We start from the raw sequence: 23,789 nt of genomic DNA on the forward strand, positions 1-23,789 counted from the left end.
TCCCGATATATCGAGAGCAGGCTAATATGTTCGTTCGTTAGTTCAGTTCTGCTGTCAGCGCCAGATTCAGAGCCGTTACATTCACACGCGGTTCCCCGAATATACCCATTTGCCTGCCTTGCATATGCTCATTTACAAGTTGTACAAGCTGCTGTTCACTAAGCCCTGTAGCTTCACTAATGCGCGGGATCTGTGCCTCAGCGGCTTCGGGAGAGAGATCCGGGTCAAGTCCAGAGCCTGAACCCGTCACGAGATCAGCAGGGATCTGCTTCAATCCCGGATTTTCCTGCCTAAGCTGAGCAATCTTTTCTTTCATCTCGCCGATATACTCCTCTGAGGCTACAGCGCGATTGGAACCGGCCGAAGCCGTTGGATCATAACTAGCATTTGATGCCCGGGGCTGGAACAGCCCCGGCGATTGGAAATCCTGCGCCAGCAGGGACGAGCCGATGATTTTCTCATTTTGCGTAATCAGACTGCCATTCGCCTGCGCAGGAAAGAGAAGCTGGGCTACACCAGTCGTTACAAGCGGGTAGATTAGGCCGCATATCAGCATAAGCACAACGGATAACCGTACGACGGGCAAGAACATGTTCATACAGATCACTTCCTGATTTCATTAGAATAAAAGAACAATTTTGATAAGTGTTGTTATCTCGTTAAAGAATCCCCGACAGAACCATATCAATCATCTTAATGCCGATAAAAGGTACAATCACGCCACCTACGCCATAGATGAACACATTGCGGCCAAGCAACCTTTCGGCTGACATCGCCCGATACTTAACCCCTTTCATCGCGATGGGAATAAGCAGCGGAATAATAATGGCGTTGAAGATCAGCGCCGACAGGATCGCAGACTGTGGTGAAGCCAGATTCATAATATTAAGCGCCTGAAGCTGCGGCATGGCGAGAATGAACATAGCTGGAATGATGGCAAAATACTTCGCGATATCATTGGATATCGAAAAGGTTGTGAGTGCGCCGCGTGTAATCAGCAACTGTTTGCCAATGGAGACGACCGACAATAGCTTGGTCGGGTCGGAATCCAAGTCAATCATGTTGGCCGCTTCTTTGGCCGCCATGGTGCCCGAATTCATCGCCAGGCCCACATCGGCCTGCGCCAGAGCAGGAGCATCATTGGTACCGTCGCCCGTCATGGCGACAAGTTTGCCCTCCTGCTGCTCTTTTTTGATCGCCGCAATCTTGTCCTCGGGCTTCGCTTCGGCAATAAAATCATCCACGCCCGCTTCCAGCGCTATGGTTGCTGCGGTCAGCGGATTGTCGCCTGTACACATAATGGTCTTGATGCCCATGGCGCGCATCTCAGCGAACTTCTCCTTCAGCCCTGGCTTCACAGTGTCTTTCAGATAGATCACACCGTAGATTCGTTCATCGATGGCCACAGCAAGTGGCGTACCTCCAGCCTTTGCAATACGATTTGCAATCTCATCCAGATCACCAGGTATGCTACCTCCTGAGGAAGTAATATATCTTTTGATCGCATCCACCGCACCTTTGCGGATCTTCATTCCGCTACTCAGATTCAGACCGGACATCCGGGTCTCTGCCGTGAATTCCACATTTTCCGCATTGGCATACTCCGTCTCAGACCAACTTTGGCCTTGTTTGCCTCCCAATTCCACAACAGAACGCCCTTCCGGGGTCTCATCTCGCACAGAAGCCTGTAAAGCAGCCCGCGTCATCTCTGATGAAGTAATGCCCTGAACTGGAATGAATTCAGATGCCATACGGTTTCCGTATGTGATCGTCCCCGTTTTGTCCAGAATCAACGTATCGATATCCCCGGCTGCTTCCACCGCTTTACCCGACATGGCGAGCACATTAAACTGCGTAACACGGTCCATCCCGGCAATACCAATGGCCGATAACAATCCACCAATTGTGGTTGGGATCAGGCAGACGAGCAGTGCGATCAATGTCGCCAGATCCAGTCGAATACCCAGGTAATTCGCCATTGGAACCATCGTGAGTATGACAATCAGAAAAATCAGAGTTAATACGGCGAGCAGGGTTGTCAGCGCGATTTCGTTTGGTGTTTTCTGGCGCTGTGCCCCCTCAACCAGAGAGATCATTCGGTCAAGAAATGACTCCCCCGGATCGGTCTGAACACGCATGACGATGTAGTCGGACACGACACGTGTCCCCCCGGTAACGGAGGAGAAATCTCCCCCTGCTTCCTTGATGACCGGGGCGGATTCTCCCGTAATGGCCGATTCATCAATGGAGGCCAAGCCTTCCATAATCTCACCGTCCGTCGGGATCAGTTCACCAACTTCCACACGGACCATATCGCCTTTTTTCAACTGGGTCGAAGACACTTGCCGGATTGTTCCATCCTTCTGCACCAGATTGGCCAGGGTGTCCGACTTCGTCTTGCGTAACGTATCCGCCTGAGCCTTACCTCTGCCTTCTGCAAGTGCCTCCGCGAAGTTGGCGAACAGCAGCGTGAACAGCAAAATGAAAAACACGGCAATGTTGTACCCGCACCCAGCCTCGGATGCGGTGAATAGATCTGGATTGATGCAGAGTAAGAGCGTAATGAATGTACCAACCTCGACAATAAACATGACCGGATTTTTGATCATGAACATCGGATTTAGTTTCTTGAACGCATCGAGTGAAGCCTGAAGTATCATATCCTTGCTTAACGACCGTTTCGATCCGGGATCACGTTGAATATTACCTCGGTTGTTATCCGGCTCATTGCCCTTCGTTCTAAACATTTCTGTATCCATGTGTTGCATCGTCTGCTCCTTCTTTCGTTCGACTGCATTCATCGTGCACTGCCACCTCCGTACGTTACGTCCTTATACCAATTCCTCTGTTGCTCCCCTGTCATATTTCTCATTGAATCATTGCCAGATGCTCTGCGATCGGTCCAAGGGCAAGCGACGGGAAGAACGTAAGCGCACCAACTACAATGATCATCATGACCAAAATGCCAGCAAATAGAGGTGTGTGTGTCCGCAACGTGCCCGTAGTTACAGGCACAACCCGTTTGGTGGCGAGTGAACCCGCAATAGCCAGCATGGCGATCATCGAAACGTACCTTCCCAGCAGCATAACGATACCAATCGCGATGTTGTAAAAGTCTGTATTGGCATTTAGTCCTGCAAAGGCCGATCCATTATTGGCTGCACCCGAGGCAAAAGCATAGAGAACTTCGGTCAGGCCATGCATCCCCCCGTTCGAGATGGACGCAACGGTTTCGGGCCGCATAAGCGCGATTGCCGTTGGCCCCAGAATAATCAAAGGATGAATGAGCAAGGCGATGGATGCGAGCTTCATTTCTTTGCCCTCGATTTTTTTGCCCAGAAACTCAGGTGTCCGTCCCACCATTAATCCACAGATAAACACAGCCAGAATCACATACAGCAGTCCGTTGATCAGTCCTACCCCTTTGCCCCCAAACACGTTATTGAGCATCATCTGAGCCAGTGACACAAGACCTCCAAGCGGAGTGAGCGACTCGTGCATATTGTTGACTGAACCTGTTGTAGCCGCCGTCGTGACCGCTGTGAATAAGGCCGACTCCGGTATGCCGAACCTAACCTCTTTCCCCTCCATATTGCCTTGAAGACCTACTGCATCCAGCGCGGGTACACCGCGATATTCGGAGACAAATACGGTGGTCAACATCACTAGGAAAAGAAAACTCATCGCTGCGAACAATGCCCAACCCTGCTTCCGGTTATTGACCATCAAGCCGAAGGCGTATACCAGTGCAGTGGGTAACAGCATCATACAGACGATATGCACCAGATTGCTCAGGGCCGTCGGATTCTCGAATGGATGTGCAGCATTGGTTCCAAACCAGCCGCCACCATTCGTTCCGATGTGTTTGATCGACTCCAGTGAGGCGACCAGTCCACGTGAGATCGTCTGCTGCGCGCCTTCCAGCGTGGTTGCGTTCACCGCTCCCGCGAGTGTCTGAGGCACCCCCTGGAACACGAGGAACAAGGCCACGATGAAGCTCAGCGGTAAAAAAATTCTCGTAATCGACCGTACAAGGTCGACGTAAAAGTTCCCCAGTTCATCCCGGCGGCCTATCAGCCCGCGAATGAACACAATAGCCACTGCAAATCCCGTTGCTGCCGACGTAAACATCGGAAACGTCACGGCCAGCATCTGTGACAGATACGACAAGGCGTTCTCGCCCGTATACGACTGCCAGTTCGTGTTGGTCATGAAGGATACGGCCGTATTAAATGCCTGCGCCGCTGGCATATTGCCGATGCCATCCGGATTGAGCGGTAAATACTTTTGCAGCCGTAGCACCAGAAACATCAACACCAACATTACAAAGTTGGAGAGGAGAACAGCCGTGAGGTACTTTTTCCACCCCATCGATTCGTTCTCGCGTACTCCCATTACTCGATAGAGCAGTCGCTCCGGTCCGCCAAAAATCCGATCCAACCCCGTTCGCTGTCCATCAAACACGTTCACTATATATTTTCCCACCGGTTTCACCAGCAGTAGGATGATAAGTAGCGTCACCGCTACTTGCACTACACCGATACCCATATCCGCATTTCCTCCCTATTCGACGTTCACTTGTTCGTGCATTACGCACATTGTCAGCATCAGAATTTCTCCGGCTTCACCAGCACATAACCGAGATATATCACCAGTGCGAGTACAATCATGCCGATGACAATCATTTGGCATCCCCCTCTCTACCCTCAAGCCTTCTCGCAGAATTTCACGAATCCCCAAAACACCGCAAACAGCAGCACAACCAATCCAATCATCGTGGCATCATTCACCATGTGCCCTTCCTCCCTCTCGCTACCGTTCTCTGCACCTGCTACATGTAAAATCGTAATATGAAACGCTGTAAAAAAGGGGTAAAGAAATGCCTCCATGGGTGTAAAAAAAACGTAAAAAAGACCCGCTCTCCTCAGCAATGGGCTGAAAAGAACGGGTCTATAAGATTTACTATTTATCCAAATGGATTCTGTGCCCACTGCAATAATCTCTTTTTTGTGATTTTGCCATGAGAGGTATGATGGATGACTTGCCCCTGATCGAGCAGAAGTACCTGGGGTGACTCATGGTGAACCTCTGTTTCCTCTGCAATATGGCGGGACAACGAACGATTTTCAATCACTTTGACGATGCGGTAGTCCATAGGTTGTTTGGGATCTGATGCATGGGTGCCTACAAACGCCATAAACTCTCTGTACGCTCTCGCACTCGTCGGACAAGTCGTGCTGTGTTTCAGAATAAGCACCGGATGATCCTGCGAGCGATGAAGCGCGTCTTCCCAGTCATCAGGTTTATGCAATTCACGGACATGTTCGCTGAGCATATGTTCCGAGTCTGACCCTGCACGTTTGCTAACCACCGAACCAATCACAATGCCAAGCGCCACGCCAAAAGCAATCCCGAGTCCAAGCTGCTGTGTAGCCGTACCAATGCTAACTCCCATGGCAACACCTATAGAAAGCCATACAGCTTGATGATTTACTTTTTTCTTCATGCAGATCTTCCCTTCCTGAGATATGTATATCAAGGCAACCTTCCCACCGTATATTCTAATCAAATTATAGCATAGGCCTCTGTGAGCAGGCGTTGATAATCTTCATCTCCGGGTACAGGTTTCAGTGATTGGATTTATGCAAAATGCTCATTTGTGATACACTGGTTGTAATTTGGAAACGATGAACATGAAGAATGGATTGGAAGGGCGGAAATTCCATATGACATACGCATTTATGATTGAACCGCAGGATTTTATTGCGCTGGATAACGAAGATGAACTGATTGAGAAATGTCAGGAGTGGGGCCTGCTTTCTGGTAAAGCGACCAAACTCAAAACGTTCTATTATAAAGGAAACGGATTAAACATGCCGTGTACCATCATTGGATATGTGGATCACATGGCAGCCGTTATTCAACTGGATAATGGACAAAAGCATTGTATTCACCCGTCGTATCTGAAGGAAATGCAAGCGTCCAGTTACAGCGCCAGAAGCATAAGTAATGTCGGGTCAGATCGCAGCACAGAACCCTCAACTTCGGATACAGTCGTACCAGTTACCCCTGTTGAACTTACGCAAACTCCAGATGCCTTGGTTAATCCGGATGAAATTCCGTCGGATCTGGATGATTCGGACGACACGGACACAGATGAATTCTCCTCGGGGATGAAGGGTGATCCAGATGGGCTAGTAGAAGAGTATGTTGGACCTCAGTCTGGGGCAGCCAGTGAAGCCAAACCTAAAGCCAAAACAGCGAGCAAAGCTAAGAGCGTCAAGATTGATCTGCCCGAAGGCAAAGTGAAGATGAGTGCCGTTGTCAAAGAGTTCACCACCGTACCGAATCACTTCTCTGACAATGACGACGAAGTCATCATCTATGAAGCAGTTACCATTACGGAGCCAGACGTCATTGATGTTGGGGAAGCCTGGTCAAGCCACAGTGCCACCGTTAAGAAACAGGAACTGGAAGTGGGCGACGTTATCACGTTTGAAGCGAAAATTATCAAGAAGAAGCTGACACGTAACCCGGTTCCCTATAAAATCAACAATCCTTCCAAGATTCAGAAGGAAGACTAATCAAGGAAGATTAATCACGAGTCATTACAAAAAAAACAAAAAACCTCCAAGACTGCCTGAAGCAGATCGCGGAGGTTTTGGCCATTTGAAGTTTATATTAGTGAAGAGTACACTCTTAAGCTTGTCCCGGCGTAGCACTGATCTGAAACTGTACGCCAAACTTATCGACAACCGAACCGTAGGCTGGACTCCAGAACGTTTCTTGTATCGGCATTTTCACTTCGCCACCGTCTTGCAACTGGTTGAAAATCGCTTTGGCTTCATCCGCCGTATCCGTGTTCACAGTAACCGTAACATGATTACCTACAGTGTACGGCATACCTGGAAACGTATCAGACAACATTAATACCGAGCTGCCAATCTGCAAAGAAGCATGCATAATACGGTCTTTCGCTTCTGGCGGGATGGGGTGATTCGGGTCAGATGGACCGTCGCCAAATGTTTGAAGCGCGAGCACTTCGGCTCCAAATGCCTTTTGATAAAAATCTACCGCTTCACGTCCATTACCGTTTGTAACCAGATACACATTCAAGCTGATCGACATGCGTTCTTCATCTCCTTGGGCTCTTGTAATTATACGATTCACGCCACTTGCGACATGAGTATATATGAACAGGTTGTCCTTTGACAAACGTATATTTCTGCACTCATCACTGCGGACCTTTACACGATTAGGGTTACCAACATATTCTTAATCCATCCCTCTCCCACTACTTCTTGCGCCTGCGTATGTAGTAGAGAACCGTGATCAGAACACCCGGAACCAGTGCTGCAAAACTGGCATAGATCAGACACCATTTCAACAGGGTAAATAGCGGAGTGAGTTCAGCAAGCACAGACGTACGTTCAGGATAACGATACATGATCAGGGATGCACCTATATTTTCAAGCATGTCCATAACCCAACCTAAGATCGGAATCAGATTCACCCAACGCCAGCGACTCTTTACCGGAAGCACACGATAGAGTATCGATAACAGAACAACTAAGAGGGACAGATAGGCCAAGGGCCATATGAGGTCAAATGTGAATCGTGCTTGAATATAGGCGCTCCGCCCTGCTTCACCATACTGCTCAGCCATCTGATAAAGATCATCCGCCGTGTACAGAAAAGACGAATCCGGGGACTGCCCTCCACCGGTGGCCTCCTCCGACTTTGCCGCCTGCCAGGGCAGAATGAATGCAATAAAACAGGCAAAAACAACAACCGCAGCTGCAACCCATTTCCAATTCACCCGCTGATAGAACCAACCTGACACTTTATTCAGCACGTTCCGTCCCCTTTCCGATAAAAAAAAGACCACTCTCCCGAATCCTATCGGTAAAATGGTTGTGTTCAATCCTATGAAGTTATCGAGCTTGAACGATGTTATCTATTTCACTTTTCAATAAGAGGTATCGGTGAACACTTCTCATGATCGGGACCTTCGTTAGTTTGTTCTTGTCCACGTACAGTTTCATCTGGTCTTTGGTCAAACCAAGCAAACTTCCAGCTTCCGATACCGTCAATACTACCTCGGGGTTCGTAGCATTAAACGTCCTCTTTACTTTCTGATTCCAGTCCTCGAATACCTGCATAGATCAGTGACATCTCCTATCCATAGCCAGTTATTATCAGGCTGAATATATCCAGTATACCACACTTGTGCTGCTCGTAACTTAATCCTTGCGCAGAACCATATTCTGATAGGCATATTTCCTGCTTGACCCTGACGTTAACTCGAGGGTTTATACTGGCTTCAGGAGGGGATTAGCATGAGTATGTCACCTGAACATGTAACCAAGAAACGACGCAGCAGTGGAATAGCCATTATTGGAATGAGTTGGTTGACGATGACATTGGGTCTGTTTTTTGCTACACTCGCAGGGGAGTTTGTCAGCACTATTGTTGCTGGTGAATGGATGGTTCATCTCATCCAAGCTGTTGTCATTATTAGTATCGTATTGCCCGTACTACTCGTCATTCGAAGGCACTTCCATATGAAGTCCGTTCTTCTTCCTCTGACAGGAAAAAGCATAATTCACTTGCTCTTTGGCGCATTATTTGCCACTTCTCTGGCCTTCATCGGGTTAGCGATAGCTAGTATGAACAACTGGATTACGATTACGGAGTGGCACTTCTCAGCCGAGTTTTTGCTTACTGTTGCACTTAATAGTTGTATTGCTTTCTTGTACGAAGCTTTGCCAGAGGAACTATCCATGCGAGGCATGGTCTATGATGGATTACGCTTCAGACTGCGACTTCCTGTGTTTTTCGCTTATGTAACTCAAATCATACTCTTTCTGCTGGTTCCGATGAGTGTCAGCCTATTGCAAGAGCTCGTCGGTATGGATGCCGGAAACCGGATAACCTTGGATTATATGATCCTACTCTTGACCTATGGAATTACGTTACAGCTTCTGCGCAGTTTGACCGGTTCTCTATGGGCCTCCATCGGATTTCATGTCGCTTACCTGGAAGTAGCCCGATTCGTTGTTATGCCAGGTGATAGACCGGCATTGTTAAGCTATACCGCGCAAGATAATGGGTTGGCCGAAATATTTATTTTGTATATGATGATAATCTTCGTCGGTGGGATCATTCTGGCGGTGCTCAATGCATGGCGCTGGTGGAGAATACATAAATCATGAGGGAGGGATCTGCTGTTGTATACCGTTGGACAACTATCCAAACATACCGGAGTATCCATCCGAACACTTCATTATTATGAAAAGCTGGGTTTACTGCGACCGGCCCGTAATGAGAACAATCAGTATCGCTTATATGGTGAAAAGGATATTTTACGGCTTCAGCAGATTACCATTCTGAAGAAAATGCATTTTAAATTGAATGAGATTGGAGAATTCCTCGATCAGGATGCTACTCGCTCTGAACCAGAAAGTAATCTCACTTTATGGAATAATACGTTGGAACAACAACTGGCCGTCGTTAAGGAACAGCAGGAGAGATTAAGCAAGGTCGAGCATCTTCTTTTTTCAACTATATATGCCATCAGAGCATCCGGTACAATCAGTCTGGATGAGATGCTCGGTTTCATCCGTGAACTGGATCAACCTCCGGGCAAGTTCCGTCAAGATGTTTTTACACCTGAAGAAATGGAATCGTTACCTCTGAATAATCAGAACGATTCAATATCCATGGAATGGGCTGATATTCTTAAAGATGTTCATACATGCAAGATGGAACCTCCGGATTCCGAAGCCTCACGGTTACTGGCCATCCGAATCTCTGATTATGCTGAAAGGGCTTTTCAAGGGAATGCAGAATTGGCAGAAAAATATTGGGATTATATCACCCCAGGGGATGATCGGTCAGCTCGTGTATATGGTATGACAACGGAAACCATGCGTTACATCGAAATGATCCTGGACCGATGGACAGTCCAGAATCCTAATGATCAAAAATAAGAGCCACTTCGAAAAGTGGCCCTTGATCCATTCCCTTATTATGTTCCATCATGCTTCGTTACGCCTCTTCCCAGAAGCGACGCAGGTTGTCCATGGCAATTTTGGATGCGGATTTGCATTCCTCCATGCCTTCGAACTCCACCGTAATGTTTCCATCATAGCCGGAGTCTTTGATCAGCTTTACAATTTTACGAATTGGAATGTCACCTTGTCCAACGATCGCTCCTCGCAGGAAGTTACCGTAGGCTGTCGTAAACCATTCACCCTCACCCGGATGCTCATCATAAGGACGGAAGTAGAAATCTTTGAAGTGGACCAGAGAAGCGTACGGCAGATTTTTCATGACACCGACGATCGGGTTCTCATCCACACACATGAAATTGCCAATATCGAGTGTTGTTTTGAAGTTCGGACGATCTACAGCATGCAGAACACGCTGCACCCGATCACTCGCCTGCACGCTGAACCCGTGATTTTCAATGGTTGTCGTGATGCCAAACTGCGCGGCATAGTCCGCAATGATCTGGCTTCCCCGCACCATCAGCGGCAGATTTTGCTCGAACCAGGCGATGGTCATCTTTTCCTTTGGCAGGGTAAACGCCGTGACGTCATGACGCAGATGTTTTACACCCATCCGGTGTACGACATCCACATGTCTTTTGACCCGAGCCATCTCCTCTTCAAACGCCTCTTCCGTCTCCTGCACGAAGTTCGCTGGTAGCGAGTAGTTGGACAGTGCAATACCCTTAGACGCCGCCCGCTCCCGAATCGCATCCGCCAGATCGTGATTATCCTCCACGGTATAACCGTAAGGCACCATCTCCATATGCTCGCCGCCGTTCGCCGCAATCCAGTCGATCACATCCAGCACCGTCATCTCACCCGAATTCAAATCGTTCAACAAACTATACGTGCTCAGGCCCACTTTCATCTGCTCAGCTCCCTATCGATATTGTTGGATAAATTGAACCGCTTTGCGAATGTCCTGCTCCGGTTGATGGCCTACTTCACGTTCAATCGTCAGATAACCGGTGTAACCAATCTCCTGAAGCGCTGCAAAGTATCCATCAAAATCAACGCCACCCTCGCCCAGCGGCACCTCACGGAAGAAAGTCCCGGAAGAGACCATCTCGGCAATCTTATCGTGATCCATAGGGGCATAACCGACCGCTCCGTATACGTCTCGTGGGTCAACTTCCTTCAGCCGCACACCATCCTTCACATGAGTATGTACGATGTAATCCTTGAGCAGATGAACGCCCCGCGCCGGATCATCTCCGGTCACCATCACCATGTTCGCCGGGTCAAAATTCACCGATACTCCGTTGGTCGACAGCGTATCCAGGAATCCTTTCAAGTCAGCAGCCGTTTCCGGTCCTGTCTCAATGGCAAAGTATGCGCCAACACTTTTGGCGTATTGGCCCAACTCCTCACAAGCAGCATGCAGCGTAGCGTAGACTTCCGATGAAGGGTCATGTGGAACAATGCCAATATGTGTGGTGACGATGTTGGTGCCCAGATCGAGGGCCAGATCCACGATCCGCTTTGACTTCTCCACTTTCCACGGATTATCTTCCTTGACCTGAAACCCATGTCCGCCCAGGTCACCGACCAATGCTGAAATGTCGAGACCCAACGAATCGATGTAACTCTTCAACTCCTTACGCGCCGCAGGTGACAAATTTTCAGGGTCCATCTCTCCCTTGACGGCGTAGATCTGCACACCTTCTGCACCTACGTCTTTGGCTTTGTTTAACCCTTCCCGTACACCTACGCCAAAGCTATCCACGATGACACCGATCTTATTCGTTAATTTCATGTCATACCTCCTGTGATTGAGTGAGTAACTCTACGTTCTCATGTAAATGTAAGGTTCGACTCATTACTGATATCAACAAGTTTCACCGACTTGATCTCATACGGTTTGAATGTCAGTTCGATTGTGCCGTTTGAACAAGTCAACGGATGGATCTCATCCTCCAGCAGATTAATGATGGACGCTTTGATTTCCTTTTCAGCCCACTGAACCTGCACCGTTTCCCGACCTCCTGATGATTCGTAGAAACGCAGCACCGTTCCCGAGCCGTCTTCCGCGGGCTTGATTGCGTCCAGAATGACATGCTCACTGTTGAACTGAACCCAAACGTGTTCAGCTGGCAAGTGACCCGAAGACTGACTCGCTGCCACAACCTCCACCGGATGATTAAGCTCCATCGCCCGGCGAACGACGGCGGCTTGTCGCCAATCGCCCTGATGGGGCAGGATCGAATACGTGAATTCATGATCGCCCTGATCGGCATGTTCATCCGGCCATTTCGGGGCACGAAGCAGGGACAGGCGGATCGTCCGATCCTTGATGTCATACCCGTACTTGCAATCATTCAGCAAACTCACACCGCTGTTGCCCTCCGAGATATCCGCCCAACGATGTCCACAGACCTCGAACTGCGCCTGCTCCCAACTGGTGTTGTTATGAGTTGGACGCTCCAACGCTCCAAACGGAATTTCATAAGCCGCTTTGGCTGCCACCAGGTCCACCGGAAATGCCACCTTGAGCAGTTTATGGCTCTCATTCCAGTTCACTTTTGTACGGAAATCAACACGCCGCTGGTAACGATGCAAAATGATATCCTGACTGATCTCCGATTGATTCAACTTCCAGACAAAGCGTAGTACATCTCGCGTAGCCCCGCGCTGTACAATCTCTCTGGAGATCAACTGCACCGCACCAGCTCGCTGGGATTCAAATCGTGGATCGATATCCCATGCATCCCAGTACGTCGGTTTGTCGTGGAAAAACTGCCACTCATTCGCCCGATCACCAGGCTTCAGCCAGTCACGTCCTACCGTTTTGTCATACCATCGAGTGATCTCTCCCAAGTTATTAAACTCAAGCGTGTAAAATTCAGTTTCCCACGTGGAAGGGAAGGATTTTTCTTCCCTTACTGGAAGGATAACATCCGATGCTTCGCGCAGCCATATGGTTGTATACCCAAAAGCAGGAATCGACGGAACATGCACGAGCAACGTATACTTGTCTTCCTTTTGTTCAAGATCACAGGCCAGACGGTTTCCTTGACGATCAAATGCTGCCATCCTGGCGAGGTGGGCATCCCCTGTAATGGTGATATTTTCTCCACGTTCCCAGCCAAGGCTGTTGAATATAATGTAGGGAAGACCATCAACTTCATCTGTAGCAATGTTCTCCGCAAGGGTATCCAGCGTTTCCCGCAGTGCGGATGTACCCAGTGCAAATACCTTCGTGTACTCCTCGGTGGACGTTACGTAAACTTCTGGAATCGACGTTCCCGGAATAATGTCATGGAATTGGTTGAGCATAATCAACTTCCAGCCTTCATCCAGATCATTCTTCGTGTGCGCGCCGTAAGCCCCGGCAAATTGCCCCCAGATTTCCGCTTCCCGATATAATACCTCTGCCTTACGGTTGCTACGTTTGTTCCTCGCATGAGTTGTATACGTTCCGCGATGCAGTTCCAGATACAAGTCCCCGTGCCATTTCGGCAACGTCGGATTATTTAATGATATGTCTTCAAAAAAAGCCCCTGCTGTGCTGAATTTACTGATTGGCTGCCCCACCATCAAGTGGGATCGCTCCGCAAACTCCACCATCTCATTCGTCACGCCGCCACCACCATCGCCATGTCCGTAAAGCAACATTTGCTCAGGGTGAACATCCTTTTGTTTAAATGATTGCCAATGTTCATCCACATCTTTGGGACGCGTATGCTCATTCACCCCATGGTTCAGATACGCAAGCACCGAAGTACCATCAATGCCCACCCAGTCGAAGAGGTCATACGGAAACGCATTGGTATCATTCCAATTCAGCTTGGTGGTCATAAAATAAGGAATATTGGCGAGCTTCAGCATCTGCGGTAAGGAAGCGCAGTAGCCAAAGGTATCCGGCAGCCACTCGATGTTGGAGCGTTTGCCAAACTCGGCCTGATAGAAGTTCTGTCCATACAGAATCTGCCGAACTAACGACTCGCCACTCGGAATATTCAGATCCGGCTCGACCCACATGCCTCCAACCAATTCCCAGCGTCCTTCAGCAATGCGGGCTTTAACTCGCTCGTACAACTCCGGGTAATGATCCTTCACGAAGGCATACAACTGCGGCTGGCTCTGGGAATACACAAAATCCGGGTACGTATCCATCAAGGTGCACATGGTCGAGAACGTGCGACTGGACTTGCGAACTGTCTCACGTACAGGCCACAGCCAGGCTATATCAATGTGGGATTGTCCAACCAGGTGCATGAAGCCACTTCGATATTCCTCCGGGTCTTCCTGCTGTACCGACTGTGCTAATGCATATTCGAAGTTCTGTATCCAGGCTGCATCACTCCAGCGTTCCGGGTCATTGTACATGTTATCCATCACCTGATAAATAGCCTGAACAAGTGCCATCCGCTTGGGCTCCTTCTCGTTATATGCCCGGAGCGACTCGGCGAGTACCGTAACGCTGTACATCAGGCTCTGCAGTGGCTGATTAACATGAACCAATGCTGCCCGAATGCCCTGAATAGGCGGCTGAATAACAGCTTGTCGGTTGAGTGGGTCATGCGGCTCTGGAATCGGATCATAGAGTTCAATCTCCAACTGTGGCGTATTTCCTACCCGACTTCTCGGAAGGGGGACGAACCCGTGATTCCGGTCCAGTCCGTGATAAGACATGCCATTCACCTTCAGCAGCCCTTCTCCCCCAGCCTCAAAGATCAGACCAATAGCCTGATCTTGCCATTCCACCGGAATCTCCACACGGTTGCTCAGAAAATAAGTCGTTCCATGTACGCTGTTCAGCGGATTCAAGCTTTGCATGGCCTTGTCTGCCTGCTCATCTTCATTTACTTCTGCCTGTTCGTACTCGTATTCCCCTGGCCGAATGTATCTGGCCCTCTGCATCTCCCACGCTGGAAGCTCGATCGTATCCAGCCATTGTCGCTGTTTCAGATCTTCGATGAATCGCTGAATTCGAATCATACCTCCACCCCCACCTTCTGAATGTGCAGACTGCAGGCGGTCCAATCCATAGAATTGCGGCCAACCATGAGCCTGAATTCACCCGGTTCTACGACAGACTGGAGACGAGAGTCGATCAGTGCGAGGTGTTCTTTTTGCACAGGGAATGTAACGGTCTGGGTCTGTCCTGGCTTCAGATGAATTTTACGAAAACCCTTAAGTGACATTTCAGCCCGCGTAACCGAAGCCGACACATCCGTGATGTACAACTGCACAACCTCGCTTCCCGCAACCGCTCCGGTATTCGTGACTTCAACCATCACCTGAGCTTCATCGTCCGGGCCGATGACTTCTGGCATTACTCTTACATTCTCGTATTTGAATTCGGTGTAGCTCAGTCCATATCCAAACGGGTACTGCGGCGCCAGATCCATCTCCAGATACCGTTTGCCACGAGTGCGTTTGGCATGATAGTAGACCGGAAGTTGCCCAACATGCTTGGGAATGGAGACGGTAAGGCGGCCAGATGGATTCACATCGCCAAACAGAATATCCGCAATCGCGTTACCACCTTCCTGTCCGGGGTACCACGCTTCCACAATCGCATGGACATGCTCATCAATCCAAGGTTCAGCAATGGGGCGTCCGTTAATATACACCACGATAACGGGTTTCCCCAGCCTATGTACCTCCTGCACCAGCTCCAATTGAACACCCATGAGATTCAAAGACGCCCGGTCAATGCCCTCACCGCACTCCATATCGTTCCATGGATCATCGATTACCACAGACGCACCTGTCCGCAAGTCGATCGTACCTTCACCAAAATCGCGGGCGCTGGAACCACCCATCACCATCACGATGACATCGGCCTGTTCCGCACAGGCGAGCGCTTGTGCAAAGCCCTCCCTGGAATCGCCTTTAATCCGACAACCGGGTGCGTACAGTACCTGACCCGAATCCGTGCCAAGCTTGCGCGTAATGCCATCCAGTACGGTGACGATCTGTTCTCTCGGCTGTGGCGAGGTATAGTCCCCAAGCTGGTTATAGATATGGTTTGCGTTCGGACCAATGACAGCTAGTTTTGTACCTGTTTTGGCAAGCGGAAGAGTATTTTCCTCATTTTTCAGTAAAACAATCCCCTCTTGTGCAACTTCCCTCGCCAGCTGTGTATGGTCTTCACATCCGATGACCTGTTCTGCAAAGTCAGGATCTACGAAAGGTTGTTCAAACAGACCAAGACTGAATTTCATCTCCAGCACTCGCCACACAGCCAAGTCCAGATCCTTCTCTTCAATCATTCCCTGCTCAAGCGCCTGACCAAGATGTTTGCGATACATGTACCCGGACATCTCCATGTCTACCCCTGCCTGAAGGGACTGCGCTACGGCCTGCTCCCCGTTCTCAGCGGTGTTATGTCCATGGACCAGCATCTGAATGGCGCCAAAATCAGTAATCACAAACCCATCAAAACCCCACTGCTCCCGCAGAAGGTCATTCAGCAGATACGTACTGGACGTGCATGGTACGCCATCAATTTCGTTATATGCGGTCATCACGGAGCAAGCCCCGGCTTCCACTGCTTTTTTGAACGGCAACAGGTCTATTTCATGCAATTCACGTAATCCCATATGAACTGGAGCAGCATTGCGCCCACCCTCCGAGCTGCCATAAGCCGCAAAATGCTTGAGTGTCGCGACAATTGTCTGGTTGGAATCAAGGCGGTCACCCTGTAGTCCCTTCATGGCTTCTACTGCGAATTCACCGATTAGGTATGGATCTTCGGCAAAACATTCCTCCGTCCGTCCCCATCTCGGGTCACGTACTACATCAAGCACGGGGGAATACGTTGCCGCTCCCCCCTGGCTCCGGGTCTCCACAGCGATGGCTTCACACATCTTGCGGTATAACTCCATATTCCACGTGCTGCCCACCGTTAACGGTACCGGAAATACTGTCGCCCCAATCGCCATATGCCCATGGGAACACTCTTCTCCGAACAAAATGGGAATGCCCAGCCGAGAATGCTCCATGGCATACTGCTGAATGACATTTGTGGCAACGGCTCCTTGCCGTGGGGTCAGCCCCGTTTCCAGCGTCACTTCGGTCCATGGATCGGCCCGAAGCACACCATACAGAGAACCGACACCGCCCTGTTCCATGTCCGCTTTGAACTCTTCCGTCACCTGTACTGTACCATCAGCTGCTTTATCATACGTCTTCCATCCCATCGGCTGAATGAGTTGTCCAATCTTCTCTGCCGTTGTCATCCGTCCGATCAGATCCTGAACCCGTTCCTGAATGGGAAGCGAAGCATCTTTATAGTCCATATGCACATTCTCCTTATGCGTTCGGAATTAGTTAGGCGCATGCACTCACATGGCTTTGCGATAGTCACTTGGTGCCACACCCACCACGTTCTTGAAGGCCCGGTTGAAGGAATTATAGTTCGTGTAACCCACTTCCTCACTGATCTCCTGAATAGCCTTATCCGTCTCCTGCATGAGCAGCTTGGCTTTTTCAATGCGATGACTAATGAGCAGATCCACAAACTTCTCCCCAATCTCATCCTTGAAAAGCTTACTCAGATACTTCGGATTAATATCGAATAGATCACTAAGGTAGTTCAGTGACAGATCAGGATTGTTGTAATGCTCTTCGATGTATTTGCGAATCTCCAGAATATGTGATCTGTGTTTTCGGGAACAATGCAGCGTCTGCATCTGCAACGCCAGTTCTCTGAACCCTTCCCAGCACAGCTCACGCAGATCGTCTAACGTCTCCCAGCCCTCCAGCCTTGGAAGAAGTGGGGTGAATATAGCGGCCCATGACTCCTGATACTCTCGTGGAAGTTCGGCGAATTCCCGATTGTAATGTTGAAATAACAATTGGATCGTATTCATAATCTCCTGACGGGACAGAACGGACTCACTGATTTGTTCAAACAGTCTCTCAAAATGCTTTTCCCAGACATCGTCCGACAAGCGCATCGCCTGTACCAGCAGCGAGATGGTTTTCAGAAACTCATACACATCATTGGTCGAATTCGGCACATCGCTACACGGAATGATACGGTTTATCCCCAGTACAGCCTTGTACTCCAGCGCGTGCACAGCTTCTTTCAACGAAGCTCTCAGCCCCCGAATATCGACAGCAACCCGACCAACACCAATGGTCACGGTGAAGTTCAGATACTGATCGATTCTGTCCAGATAACCAGCGAGCAATCGATGCTCGGTCTCCTCAGCCTGTTCCATTGCCGGAATCCAGAGGATGGCGTACAGACGCTGATCGGAGATCCATTCAGCCCATACTTCCGTTCCTTCATGACGCGCACTCTCCTGCAGGATACTGGATAACACAAATTTCAGGAGGGATTGGTCCTGATCATGATACTCCGTCACAAATGTATCATACCGATCCATTTCAATTACCATGACGGCCCAACGATGCTCCAGCTCAGGCAGTTTGAACTTCTTCATCTCCGCTGTCAGCTCCGTGCTCGTAAAGTCTCGTGTGCCCTCCAGCAACTCCTGAAAGAACATTTTTTTCTGCAAAATCAGATTCTCTTCGTGCTCCTCCTGATATTGTCTCGTCTGATCAATCATGCGTTCCAGCGTTGTATGGATGAATCGAAACTCATTCTCCTTGCCATAGCCCAGCCCCGATTGCTTCTGCGAAGAGACGGTCTGAATTAACGTGACAATCTGCTGAATCGGCTTGTAATTTCTACGGGTCACGTAGATCACCCACACCACCCCGATCAACACAACCACTACCGCAAAGGCAAACCAGATATTATAAAATTGCAGCGTCCATTTGACGATTTTTCCATTGTTGAGACCTGTCTGCACCTTCCAACCGCTATAACTCGACGTGAATTCGGAGAAGACTTCTCCCGACGTGGTTTTAGTAGAAGCTGCACCCCCTCCTGGCATGCTGCTATCCCACAGATTGCCGCCCGAACGGTTGAAGATGTTCACAAACGTAAATTCCGGATCATACATCTGCATGATGGATTTTCTCAGGGTACTCAGGTCCACGTTTGTGACCACAAGTCCTTTGCCGTTTCCTACACTGCGCACAATCGTAATCACTTGCTCAGTCGCTTGCGATGGAAAAGCCCGGAACGCTCGTGCCCCTGCCCACTTCTGTTCATCCCTTGACCGGCTATCTGCAATAAAGTCTGCATCCGGGAACTCTTCAATCGGAACAGCCTTCCCGTTACTGAAGACCGTGCCATCCCCGTATCGAACGAGATAAATCGAATCAATCAGCGGATACTCTATTTTCAATTCATCAACCACCTGGACCGCCTGAATGCCGGCATACACATCATCGCTGCCAGATACCGAGAAATAATTCTTCAAGTTAGGGTTGGTCAAAATCTCACGCAGTACCTTGAAGTCGATGGAACGCAGGGAGTTGTCCAGATATTGCGTGACCTGAGAGGCCAGAAATTCATTGGCCTTAAGCGCTTCTCTACGGTTCTGTTCATTGAATACTTGAAAGAAAATAAAGAATAGAATGGTCGTCACAATAAAGAAAACAGGCAGATACGATAACAGCAAACGTCTAAACCAATTGTTGTTCATCTCCGAGATCCCCCCACCATTACTGTTCATGCTGAATGACGACAAACATCTGTGCTGATCGCTAATTTTCCATAAATATTCAGTACATTATATCGGATGACGTGGGGTTGTCATAGGAGAAGACCGTCCCGGTCACGGGTGACAGACGGGACAGCCTCTATATTGAATCCTTCAATTATTGATTCTTCTCAATGGCACGCTGGTAGATCTCAAGGTAATTACTCAGTCCGAGACCATCAAAGCCTTTGACATACGAATCCCATTCCTTATCAATGCTCTTGCTGCCAATAATGAACTGTGCCATATTCGTCTGTACATAATCCTTGATGGCCGTAGTCAGTTGTGCGGCTGATTCCGTATCCTCTGGACGAATAAATACGTTCGCAGGGTATACTTCTTTGGGTGCATAAGGTTCATACACATTGGTAGCTTGAGCCAGACGTGTACCATAACCCTCTGCTTCTAAAGGATTCTGTCCTTCCGCAAACAGATTACGGAACGTGTTGGACAAGTCATGTGCTCCGATCTGTGACCAACTCTCGTTCACAACAACGTTTGGATCACGCTCAGGCAGGTTGTAGTAGCTGTATTTGGCCGGCTCGCCATTGATGTTTTTCTCATCGGCATCTGCCTTCTTCCAGCCCTTGCCTTCAGTTGGTCCATACTCCGCGTACAGCGCACCTTCTTCACTGAACATGTAGTCTACGATCTTGATGGCGGCAATCTGCTGTGCTTCTGTCGCTTTGTTCGTGATGGCAAACTCAAACTCACCTACGCTCTGCGTGGCGCCTGTCGTCTGCACTCCATCTGGTCCTTTCAATGGAGGAACGATCTCCCAGTGCTGGTGACGGGTGATATCTTTGTCATAAGTATTCACGAGATAACTGACCAGCGCCGTTGTAATGGAACCGACCACTTCATCGCCTTCCTTGTTCCCCAGCTGTCCAATCGCCTGATCATTCTGTGTAAAGGAAGCCGGATCAATCAGGCCATCTGCATAGAGCTTGTTCATGTACTCCAGCCCTTTCTTCCAGCCTTCCTGATTGGCGGCAAAACTCACCTTGCCATCGTTCACGATCAGATATTTGTCGTTGTCATTGTATATAAAGCTATTCATCAGGTAGGCATCAATGTTGCCATTCCATACATACTTGTTCGGTGCGCCTGTAAGTGGAATCTCGTCCGCTTTCCCGTTACCGTTTGGATCTTGTGTCTTAAACGCCTTCAGAACGGTATACAGTTCATCAGTTGTGGTTGGCATTTTCAGAGCCAGATTATCGAGCCATTCCGTGTTGATCCAGTATTTCTGTGCATACGTACAGTGGTAACATTCATTGAAGATAGGCAGCGCATAGATGTTGCCGTCCGGTGCCGTAATGGCTTCTTTGAAGTATGGTTTCTCTTCCATAATCTTGGTCAGATTCGGACCATACTTCTGAATCAGATCTTGTAGCGGAAGGAACACGCCCTGTTTTCCATAGGTTTGAAGGTCTGAGGTGGTGAACTTGCCGTGAAGAAATACTTCCGGATAATCACCACTAGCCAGCAGCAATTGTCTGCGATCCTGCAAAGCGTCCGTTGGGGCCAGATCCCATTTTAGGGTAACGTCGAACTTGTCTTCGATAAATTGGGTAAATTCATTCTCTTCCATGGACGCTTTGCCTTGCGGAGCAAAGAGGGTCATGGTTACAGGACCGCCGCTCTCCCCGCTACCGTCGCTACTTCCACCCGATTCCTCGGATGAACTGCATGCGGACAACAAAGCCATCGAAGCAAAGACCAGAAACAACATCGAAATCCAAGATTTTCTCAATCTGACTCCTCCTTTTTGTTCATAACGGCAAATTATTGACTTGTACTGCACGTGTATAAAATCGACCCCGGAAGCCGGCGTGTTCCTTCCACCTCCTTTCAAGAGGCAACCGGGCTTAACTCACAAGGATTAACCTTTCAGGGAACCAACCATGACCCCTTTAACAAAATGTTTCTGTACAAATGGATACATGATCAGAATTGGAATGCTCGCGACAACAATCAGTGCATATTTCAACACCTGCTCGAACCCTTGGTCCCGCATCTGTTGGCTGGTATTGGCGAGCATCGCCGGATCAGCCGCGTTCAGGATAAGCAGATTGCGAAGCACGTATTGTAGAGGGAACAATTTCTCGGAACGCAGGTAGATCAATGCATCAAAGTACGCATTCCAGTGACCTACGGCATACATGAGTGTCATGACTGCCAGAATGGGCTTTGATAAGGGAAGAACTACGCTGATCAGATACCGGATATCCCGGCAACCATCCATTTCCGCGGCCTCCCCGAGTTCTTCCGGAATGGAAGATTGGAAGAAAGTTCTTGCCACGATTACCTGGAATACTGCGAGCGCCCCGGGCAGCCACATCGCCCAACGTGTATCGAGCAGGTGCAAATCCTTCATCAAGAGGTAGGTGGGAATCAGACCGCCATCAAAGAACATCGTGATCATCATGAAAATAATGATGGCCCCTCGTCCATAGAACGATTTTCGTGACAAAGGATACGCCAGCATGACGGTCAGCACCACGTTAATGAACGTGCCCACCACGGTGTAAATGATCGTGTTATAGAAACCGAGCATAAGCTGTTGGCTTTTGAAAATGGAGATGTACGCCTTGATGTTAAAGTCTACCGGGAACAGCCACACCTGACCGGATGTCACGGCTCGTGAAGAGCTGAACGAAGAACTGATGATATACAAAAGCGGATAAAACACTGTTAGCAGTATGGCGAACAGAAAGATATAGTTGAATGTCATGAAAATGCGGTCACCGAGCGGGTCCTTGATCCGGTTACGATTAATCAGGTTGAACATGGATAAACTCCTCCTTTACCACAAGCTGTTCTGGGATACTTTGCGCGATATGCCGTTGACGATAACCAGCAGGATCAGGTTGATAATGGAGTTGAAGAACCCAACTGCCGAGGAGAAGCTGAAATTCGCTCCGATCAGACCCACCTTGTACACATACGTGGAGATAACCTCCGAAGCGCTTGTGTTGAGTGGATTCTGCATCAGGTATATTTTCTCAAAGCCCACACCCATAATGCTGCCCAGACTCAGAATCAGCATGATAACGGTGACTGGAACGAGCGATGGGAGGTCGATGTGCCATATTTTCCGAAGCCTTGATGCGCCGTCCATCTTTGCTGCTTCATAGAGAGATGGATCAACACCAGCAAGAGCTGCGATATATATAATTGATGAATATCCCATGCCCTGCCACACACCTGACCAGACATATATCGATTTGAAGTATTCCGGAATGCCCATGAAGTTCGTCATCGGGAAGCCGAGCAGTGTGAACAGCTTGTCTACCACGCCCACATGCGGGGAGAGCATCAGAATGATAATGGATACCATAACAACCGTTGAGATAAAATGCGGAGCGTAAGTGACCATCTGCACGGTCTTCTTGAAGTAACCCGTTCGAATCTCATTCAGCGCCAGCGCCAGAAGGATCGGAATGGGGAAACCGGCAATTAAGGAATAAAAGCTGATGCCTATCGTGTTTTTGATTAACAGCCAGAAGTTTGGAGATTGGAAGAAGGCTTCAAAGTGTTTGAATCCGACCCACGGGCTTCCCCAGATTCCTTTGACCACACTGAAGTCCTTGAAGGCGATTTGGACACCTACCATAGGAATGTACTTGAAGATCAACAGATACAACACCGGGGGCAGCACGAGCAGGTAGAGCTCCCAGTGTTTCTTGAGGCTTTTGATGAATGGATGCTGCCGCTTGGGCTCTACATGTTTCCTCTGATGGAGTTCCATCTTGGCGGGTATGCTTTCCGTAGCTCGACTCATTTGCGTCACTCCTTCTACACCTCAAGTGTAATAATACATTACATTTACATCCCTTAAACATCCTTTTTTCTGTTCTTAGTTCCTTGTTCAACAAATATGATGTAAACATTCATATCAGGTAGCGCTTTCTTGATTTGATAGTACATCGCTCGATAAACTTTTATCAATTTGCAATTTTCTCCGACTTCTCTTTATTCCACAAACCCTTGTGTGACAAGCGATTGCGAGCCGTTTCTATTGGGCATCGTGTCCCTTATGTATGAATAAAAAAATCCCGGAGGTGGTTATATCTCCCCCGGAATTGACATGGCATTCTTACATGCAAGTTCAAAAAGTTAACGATTCAGCACCGAGAAGGCTGCGAGAACCTGAAAG

General features: G+C 48.9%; 20 protein-coding genes. 3 read left to right on the forward strand and 17 right to left on the reverse strand.

The genetic code is table 11. The features are described 5' to 3' along the window. Nucleotides 1–37: 37 nt before the first annotated feature. From kdpC to ytxJ, 6 genes are all read right to left on the reverse strand, one after another. Nucleotides 38–598 (reverse strand): potassium-transporting ATPase subunit KdpC, encoded by a 561-nt coding sequence (gene kdpC / locus C161_RS29015; protein WP_036674675.1) that lies wholly within the window; start codon nt 596–598, stop codon nt 38–40. A gap of 61 nt (nt 599–659) precedes the next feature. Continuing rightward, nucleotides 660–2,660, reverse strand: a complete 2,001-nt coding sequence (gene kdpB / locus C161_RS29020; protein WP_051450033.1) for a potassium-transporting ATPase subunit KdpB — start codon at nt 2,658–2,660, stop codon at nt 660–662. A 208-nt stretch (nt 2,661–2,868) separates the two neighbouring features. Further along, on the reverse strand, nt 2,869–4,548 hold the full coding sequence (gene kdpA, locus C161_RS29025; protein WP_370739118.1) for a potassium-transporting ATPase subunit KdpA: 1,680 nt from the start codon (nt 4,546–4,548) through the stop codon (nt 2,869–2,871). 59 nt (nt 4,549–4,607) lie between these two features. Then, nucleotides 4,608–4,685, reverse strand: a complete 78-nt coding sequence (locus C161_RS33535; protein WP_074096687.1) for a potassium-transporting ATPase subunit F — start codon at nt 4,683–4,685, stop codon at nt 4,608–4,610. Between the two features lie 21 nt (nt 4,686–4,706). Further along, entirely contained in the window at nt 4,707–4,889 is a 183-nt protein-coding gene (locus C161_RS33245; protein WP_036616354.1) for a hypothetical protein, read from the reverse strand. 77 nt (nt 4,890–4,966) lie between these two features. Continuing rightward, nucleotides 4,967–5,506, reverse strand: coding sequence for a bacillithiol system redox-active protein YtxJ (gene ytxJ, locus C161_RS29035; protein ID WP_051450030.1), 540 nt, complete (start codon nt 5,504–5,506; stop codon nt 4,967–4,969). 220 nt (nt 5,507–5,726) lie between these two features. On the opposite strand from ytxJ, the gene C161_RS29040 reads away from it, so the two are divergent. After that, nucleotides 5,727–6,584 carry a hypothetical protein gene (locus C161_RS29040; protein WP_036674791.1) on the forward strand — a complete coding sequence of 286 codons (858 nt, stop codon included), beginning with the start codon at nt 5,727–5,729 and terminating at the stop codon, nt 6,582–6,584. 115 nt (nt 6,585–6,699) lie between these two features. Here C161_RS29040 and C161_RS29045 read toward each other — a convergent pair whose 3' ends face one another. The 3 genes from C161_RS29045 to C161_RS29055 all read right to left on the reverse strand — a co-directional run bounded on the left by C161_RS29045 (nt 6,700) and on the right by C161_RS29055 (nt 8,162). Beyond that, nucleotides 6,700–7,128 (reverse strand): VOC family protein, encoded by a 429-nt coding sequence (locus C161_RS29045; RefSeq protein WP_036674677.1) that lies wholly within the window; start codon nt 7,126–7,128, stop codon nt 6,700–6,702. Nucleotides 7,129–7,294: 166 nt separating this feature from the next. Further along, nucleotides 7,295–7,855 carry a hypothetical protein gene (locus C161_RS31830; protein WP_051450031.1) on the reverse strand — a complete coding sequence of 187 codons (561 nt, stop codon included), beginning with the start codon at nt 7,853–7,855 and terminating at the stop codon, nt 7,295–7,297. A gap of 79 nt (nt 7,856–7,934) precedes the next feature. Then, nucleotides 7,935–8,162, reverse strand: a complete 228-nt coding sequence (locus tag C161_RS29055) for a hypothetical protein (RefSeq protein WP_017691180.1) — start codon at nt 8,160–8,162, stop codon at nt 7,935–7,937. A 177-nt stretch (nt 8,163–8,339) separates the two neighbouring features. On the opposite strand from C161_RS29055, the gene C161_RS29060 reads away from it, so the two are divergent. Continuing rightward, a complete protein-coding gene (locus C161_RS29060) occupies nt 8,340–9,215 on the forward strand; it encodes a CPBP family glutamic-type intramembrane protease (RefSeq protein WP_051450032.1) in 876 nt (291 codons plus the stop codon). Between the two features lie 15 nt (nt 9,216–9,230). Next, the gene (locus tag C161_RS29065) at nt 9,231–9,992 is read left to right on the forward strand and encodes a MerR family transcriptional regulator (RefSeq protein ID WP_036674680.1); all 762 of its coding nucleotides are present in this window, start codon (nt 9,231–9,233) and stop codon (nt 9,990–9,992) included. Nucleotides 9,993–10,050: 58 nt separating this feature from the next. Here C161_RS29065 and C161_RS29070 read toward each other — a convergent pair whose 3' ends face one another. The 8 genes from C161_RS29070 to C161_RS29105 all read right to left on the reverse strand — a co-directional run bounded on the left by C161_RS29070 (nt 10,051) and on the right by C161_RS29105 (nt 23,414). Beyond that, nucleotides 10,051–10,923 (reverse strand): sugar phosphate isomerase/epimerase family protein, encoded by an 873-nt coding sequence (locus tag C161_RS29070; protein ID WP_036674682.1) that lies wholly within the window; start codon nt 10,921–10,923, stop codon nt 10,051–10,053. Between the two features lie 12 nt (nt 10,924–10,935). Continuing rightward, entirely contained in the window at nt 10,936–11,811 is an 876-nt protein-coding gene (locus tag C161_RS29075) for a sugar phosphate isomerase/epimerase family protein (RefSeq protein ID WP_036674684.1), read from the reverse strand. A 38-nt stretch (nt 11,812–11,849) separates the two neighbouring features. Continuing rightward, complete coding sequence (locus tag C161_RS29080; RefSeq protein ID WP_036674686.1) at nt 11,850–14,996, reverse strand: alpha-mannosidase; 3,147 nt, start codon at nt 14,994–14,996, stop codon at nt 11,850–11,852. Further along, entirely contained in the window at nt 14,993–17,305 is a 2,313-nt protein-coding gene (locus tag C161_RS29085) for a glycoside hydrolase family 3 N-terminal domain-containing protein (RefSeq protein ID WP_036674689.1), read from the reverse strand. The genes C161_RS29080 and C161_RS29085 overlap by 4 nt, the downstream gene beginning before the upstream one ends. 45 nt (nt 17,306–17,350) lie before the next feature. Next, nucleotides 17,351–19,570: a helix-turn-helix domain-containing protein gene (locus tag C161_RS29090; protein WP_036674692.1), complete on the reverse strand. Its 2,220-nt coding sequence runs from the start codon at nt 19,568–19,570 to the stop codon at nt 17,351–17,353. Between the two features lie 175 nt (nt 19,571–19,745). Continuing rightward, on the reverse strand, nt 19,746–21,383 hold the full coding sequence (locus C161_RS29095; protein ID WP_051447422.1) for an ABC transporter substrate-binding protein: 1,638 nt from the start codon (nt 21,381–21,383) through the stop codon (nt 19,746–19,748). Nucleotides 21,384–21,512: 129 nt separating this feature from the next. Then, the gene (locus C161_RS29100) at nt 21,513–22,421 is read right to left on the reverse strand and encodes a carbohydrate ABC transporter permease (protein ID WP_017691189.1); all 909 of its coding nucleotides are present in this window, start codon (nt 22,419–22,421) and stop codon (nt 21,513–21,515) included. Nucleotides 22,422–22,436: 15 nt separating this feature from the next. Further along, nucleotides 22,437–23,414 carry an ABC transporter permease gene (locus C161_RS29105; protein WP_036616334.1) on the reverse strand — a complete coding sequence of 326 codons (978 nt, stop codon included), beginning with the start codon at nt 23,412–23,414 and terminating at the stop codon, nt 22,437–22,439. Between the last annotated feature and the right edge of the window lie 375 nt (nt 23,415–23,789).

Origin of the sequence: Paenibacillus sp. FSL R5-192 (assembly GCF_000517845.1) — a bacterium.
Classification (GTDB): domain Bacteria; phylum Bacillota; class Bacilli; order Paenibacillales; family Paenibacillaceae; genus Paenibacillus; species Paenibacillus amylolyticus.

Coding starts and splice junctions, on each gene's coding strand:
- C161_RS29075 (WP_036674684.1), bottom strand. CDS start 11,811: ATGAAATTAACGAATAAGATCGGTGTCATCGTGGATAGCTTTGGCGTA.
- kdpC (WP_036674675.1), bottom strand. CDS start 598: ATGAACATGTTCTTGCCCGTCGTACGGTTATCCGTTGTGCTTATGCTG.
- kdpB (WP_051450033.1), bottom strand. CDS start 2,660: ATGATACTTCAGGCTTCACTCGATGCGTTCAAGAAACTAAATCCGATG.
- C161_RS33245 (WP_036616354.1), bottom strand. CDS start 4,889: ATGGAGGCATTTCTTTACCCCTTTTTTACAGCGTTTCATATTACGATT.
- C161_RS33535 (WP_074096687.1), bottom strand. CDS start 4,685: ATGATTGTCATCGGCATGATTGTACTCGCACTGGTGATATATCTCGGT.
- C161_RS29085 (WP_036674689.1), bottom strand. CDS start 17,305: ATGGACTATAAAGATGCTTCGCTTCCCATTCAGGAACGGGTTCAGGAT.
- C161_RS29090 (WP_036674692.1), bottom strand. CDS start 19,570: ATGAACAACAATTGGTTTAGACGTTTGCTGTTATCGTATCTGCCTGTT.
- C161_RS29105 (WP_036616334.1), bottom strand. CDS start 23,414: ATGAGTCGAGCTACGGAAAGCATACCCGCCAAGATGGAACTCCATCAG.
- C161_RS29055 (WP_017691180.1), bottom strand. CDS start 8,162: ATGCAGGTATTCGAGGACTGGAATCAGAAAGTAAAGAGGACGTTTAAT.
- kdpA (WP_370739118.1), bottom strand. CDS start 4,548: ATGGGTATCGGTGTAGTGCAAGTAGCGGTGACGCTACTTATCATCCTA.
- C161_RS29070 (WP_036674682.1), bottom strand. CDS start 10,923: ATGAAAGTGGGCCTGAGCACGTATAGTTTGTTGAACGATTTGAATTCG.
- C161_RS29045 (WP_036674677.1), bottom strand. CDS start 7,128: ATGTCGATCAGCTTGAATGTGTATCTGGTTACAAACGGTAATGGACGT.
- C161_RS29060 (WP_051450032.1), top strand. CDS start 8,340: ATGAGTATGTCACCTGAACATGTAACCAAGAAACGACGCAGCAGTGGA.
- ytxJ (WP_051450030.1), bottom strand. CDS start 5,506: ATGAAGAAAAAAGTAAATCATCAAGCTGTATGGCTTTCTATAGGTGTT.
- C161_RS29080 (WP_036674686.1), bottom strand. CDS start 14,996: ATGATTCGAATTCAGCGATTCATCGAAGATCTGAAACAGCGACAATGG.
- C161_RS29100 (WP_017691189.1), bottom strand. CDS start 22,421: ATGTTCAACCTGATTAATCGTAACCGGATCAAGGACCCGCTCGGTGAC.
- C161_RS29040 (WP_036674791.1), top strand. CDS start 5,727: ATGACATACGCATTTATGATTGAACCGCAGGATTTTATTGCGCTGGAT.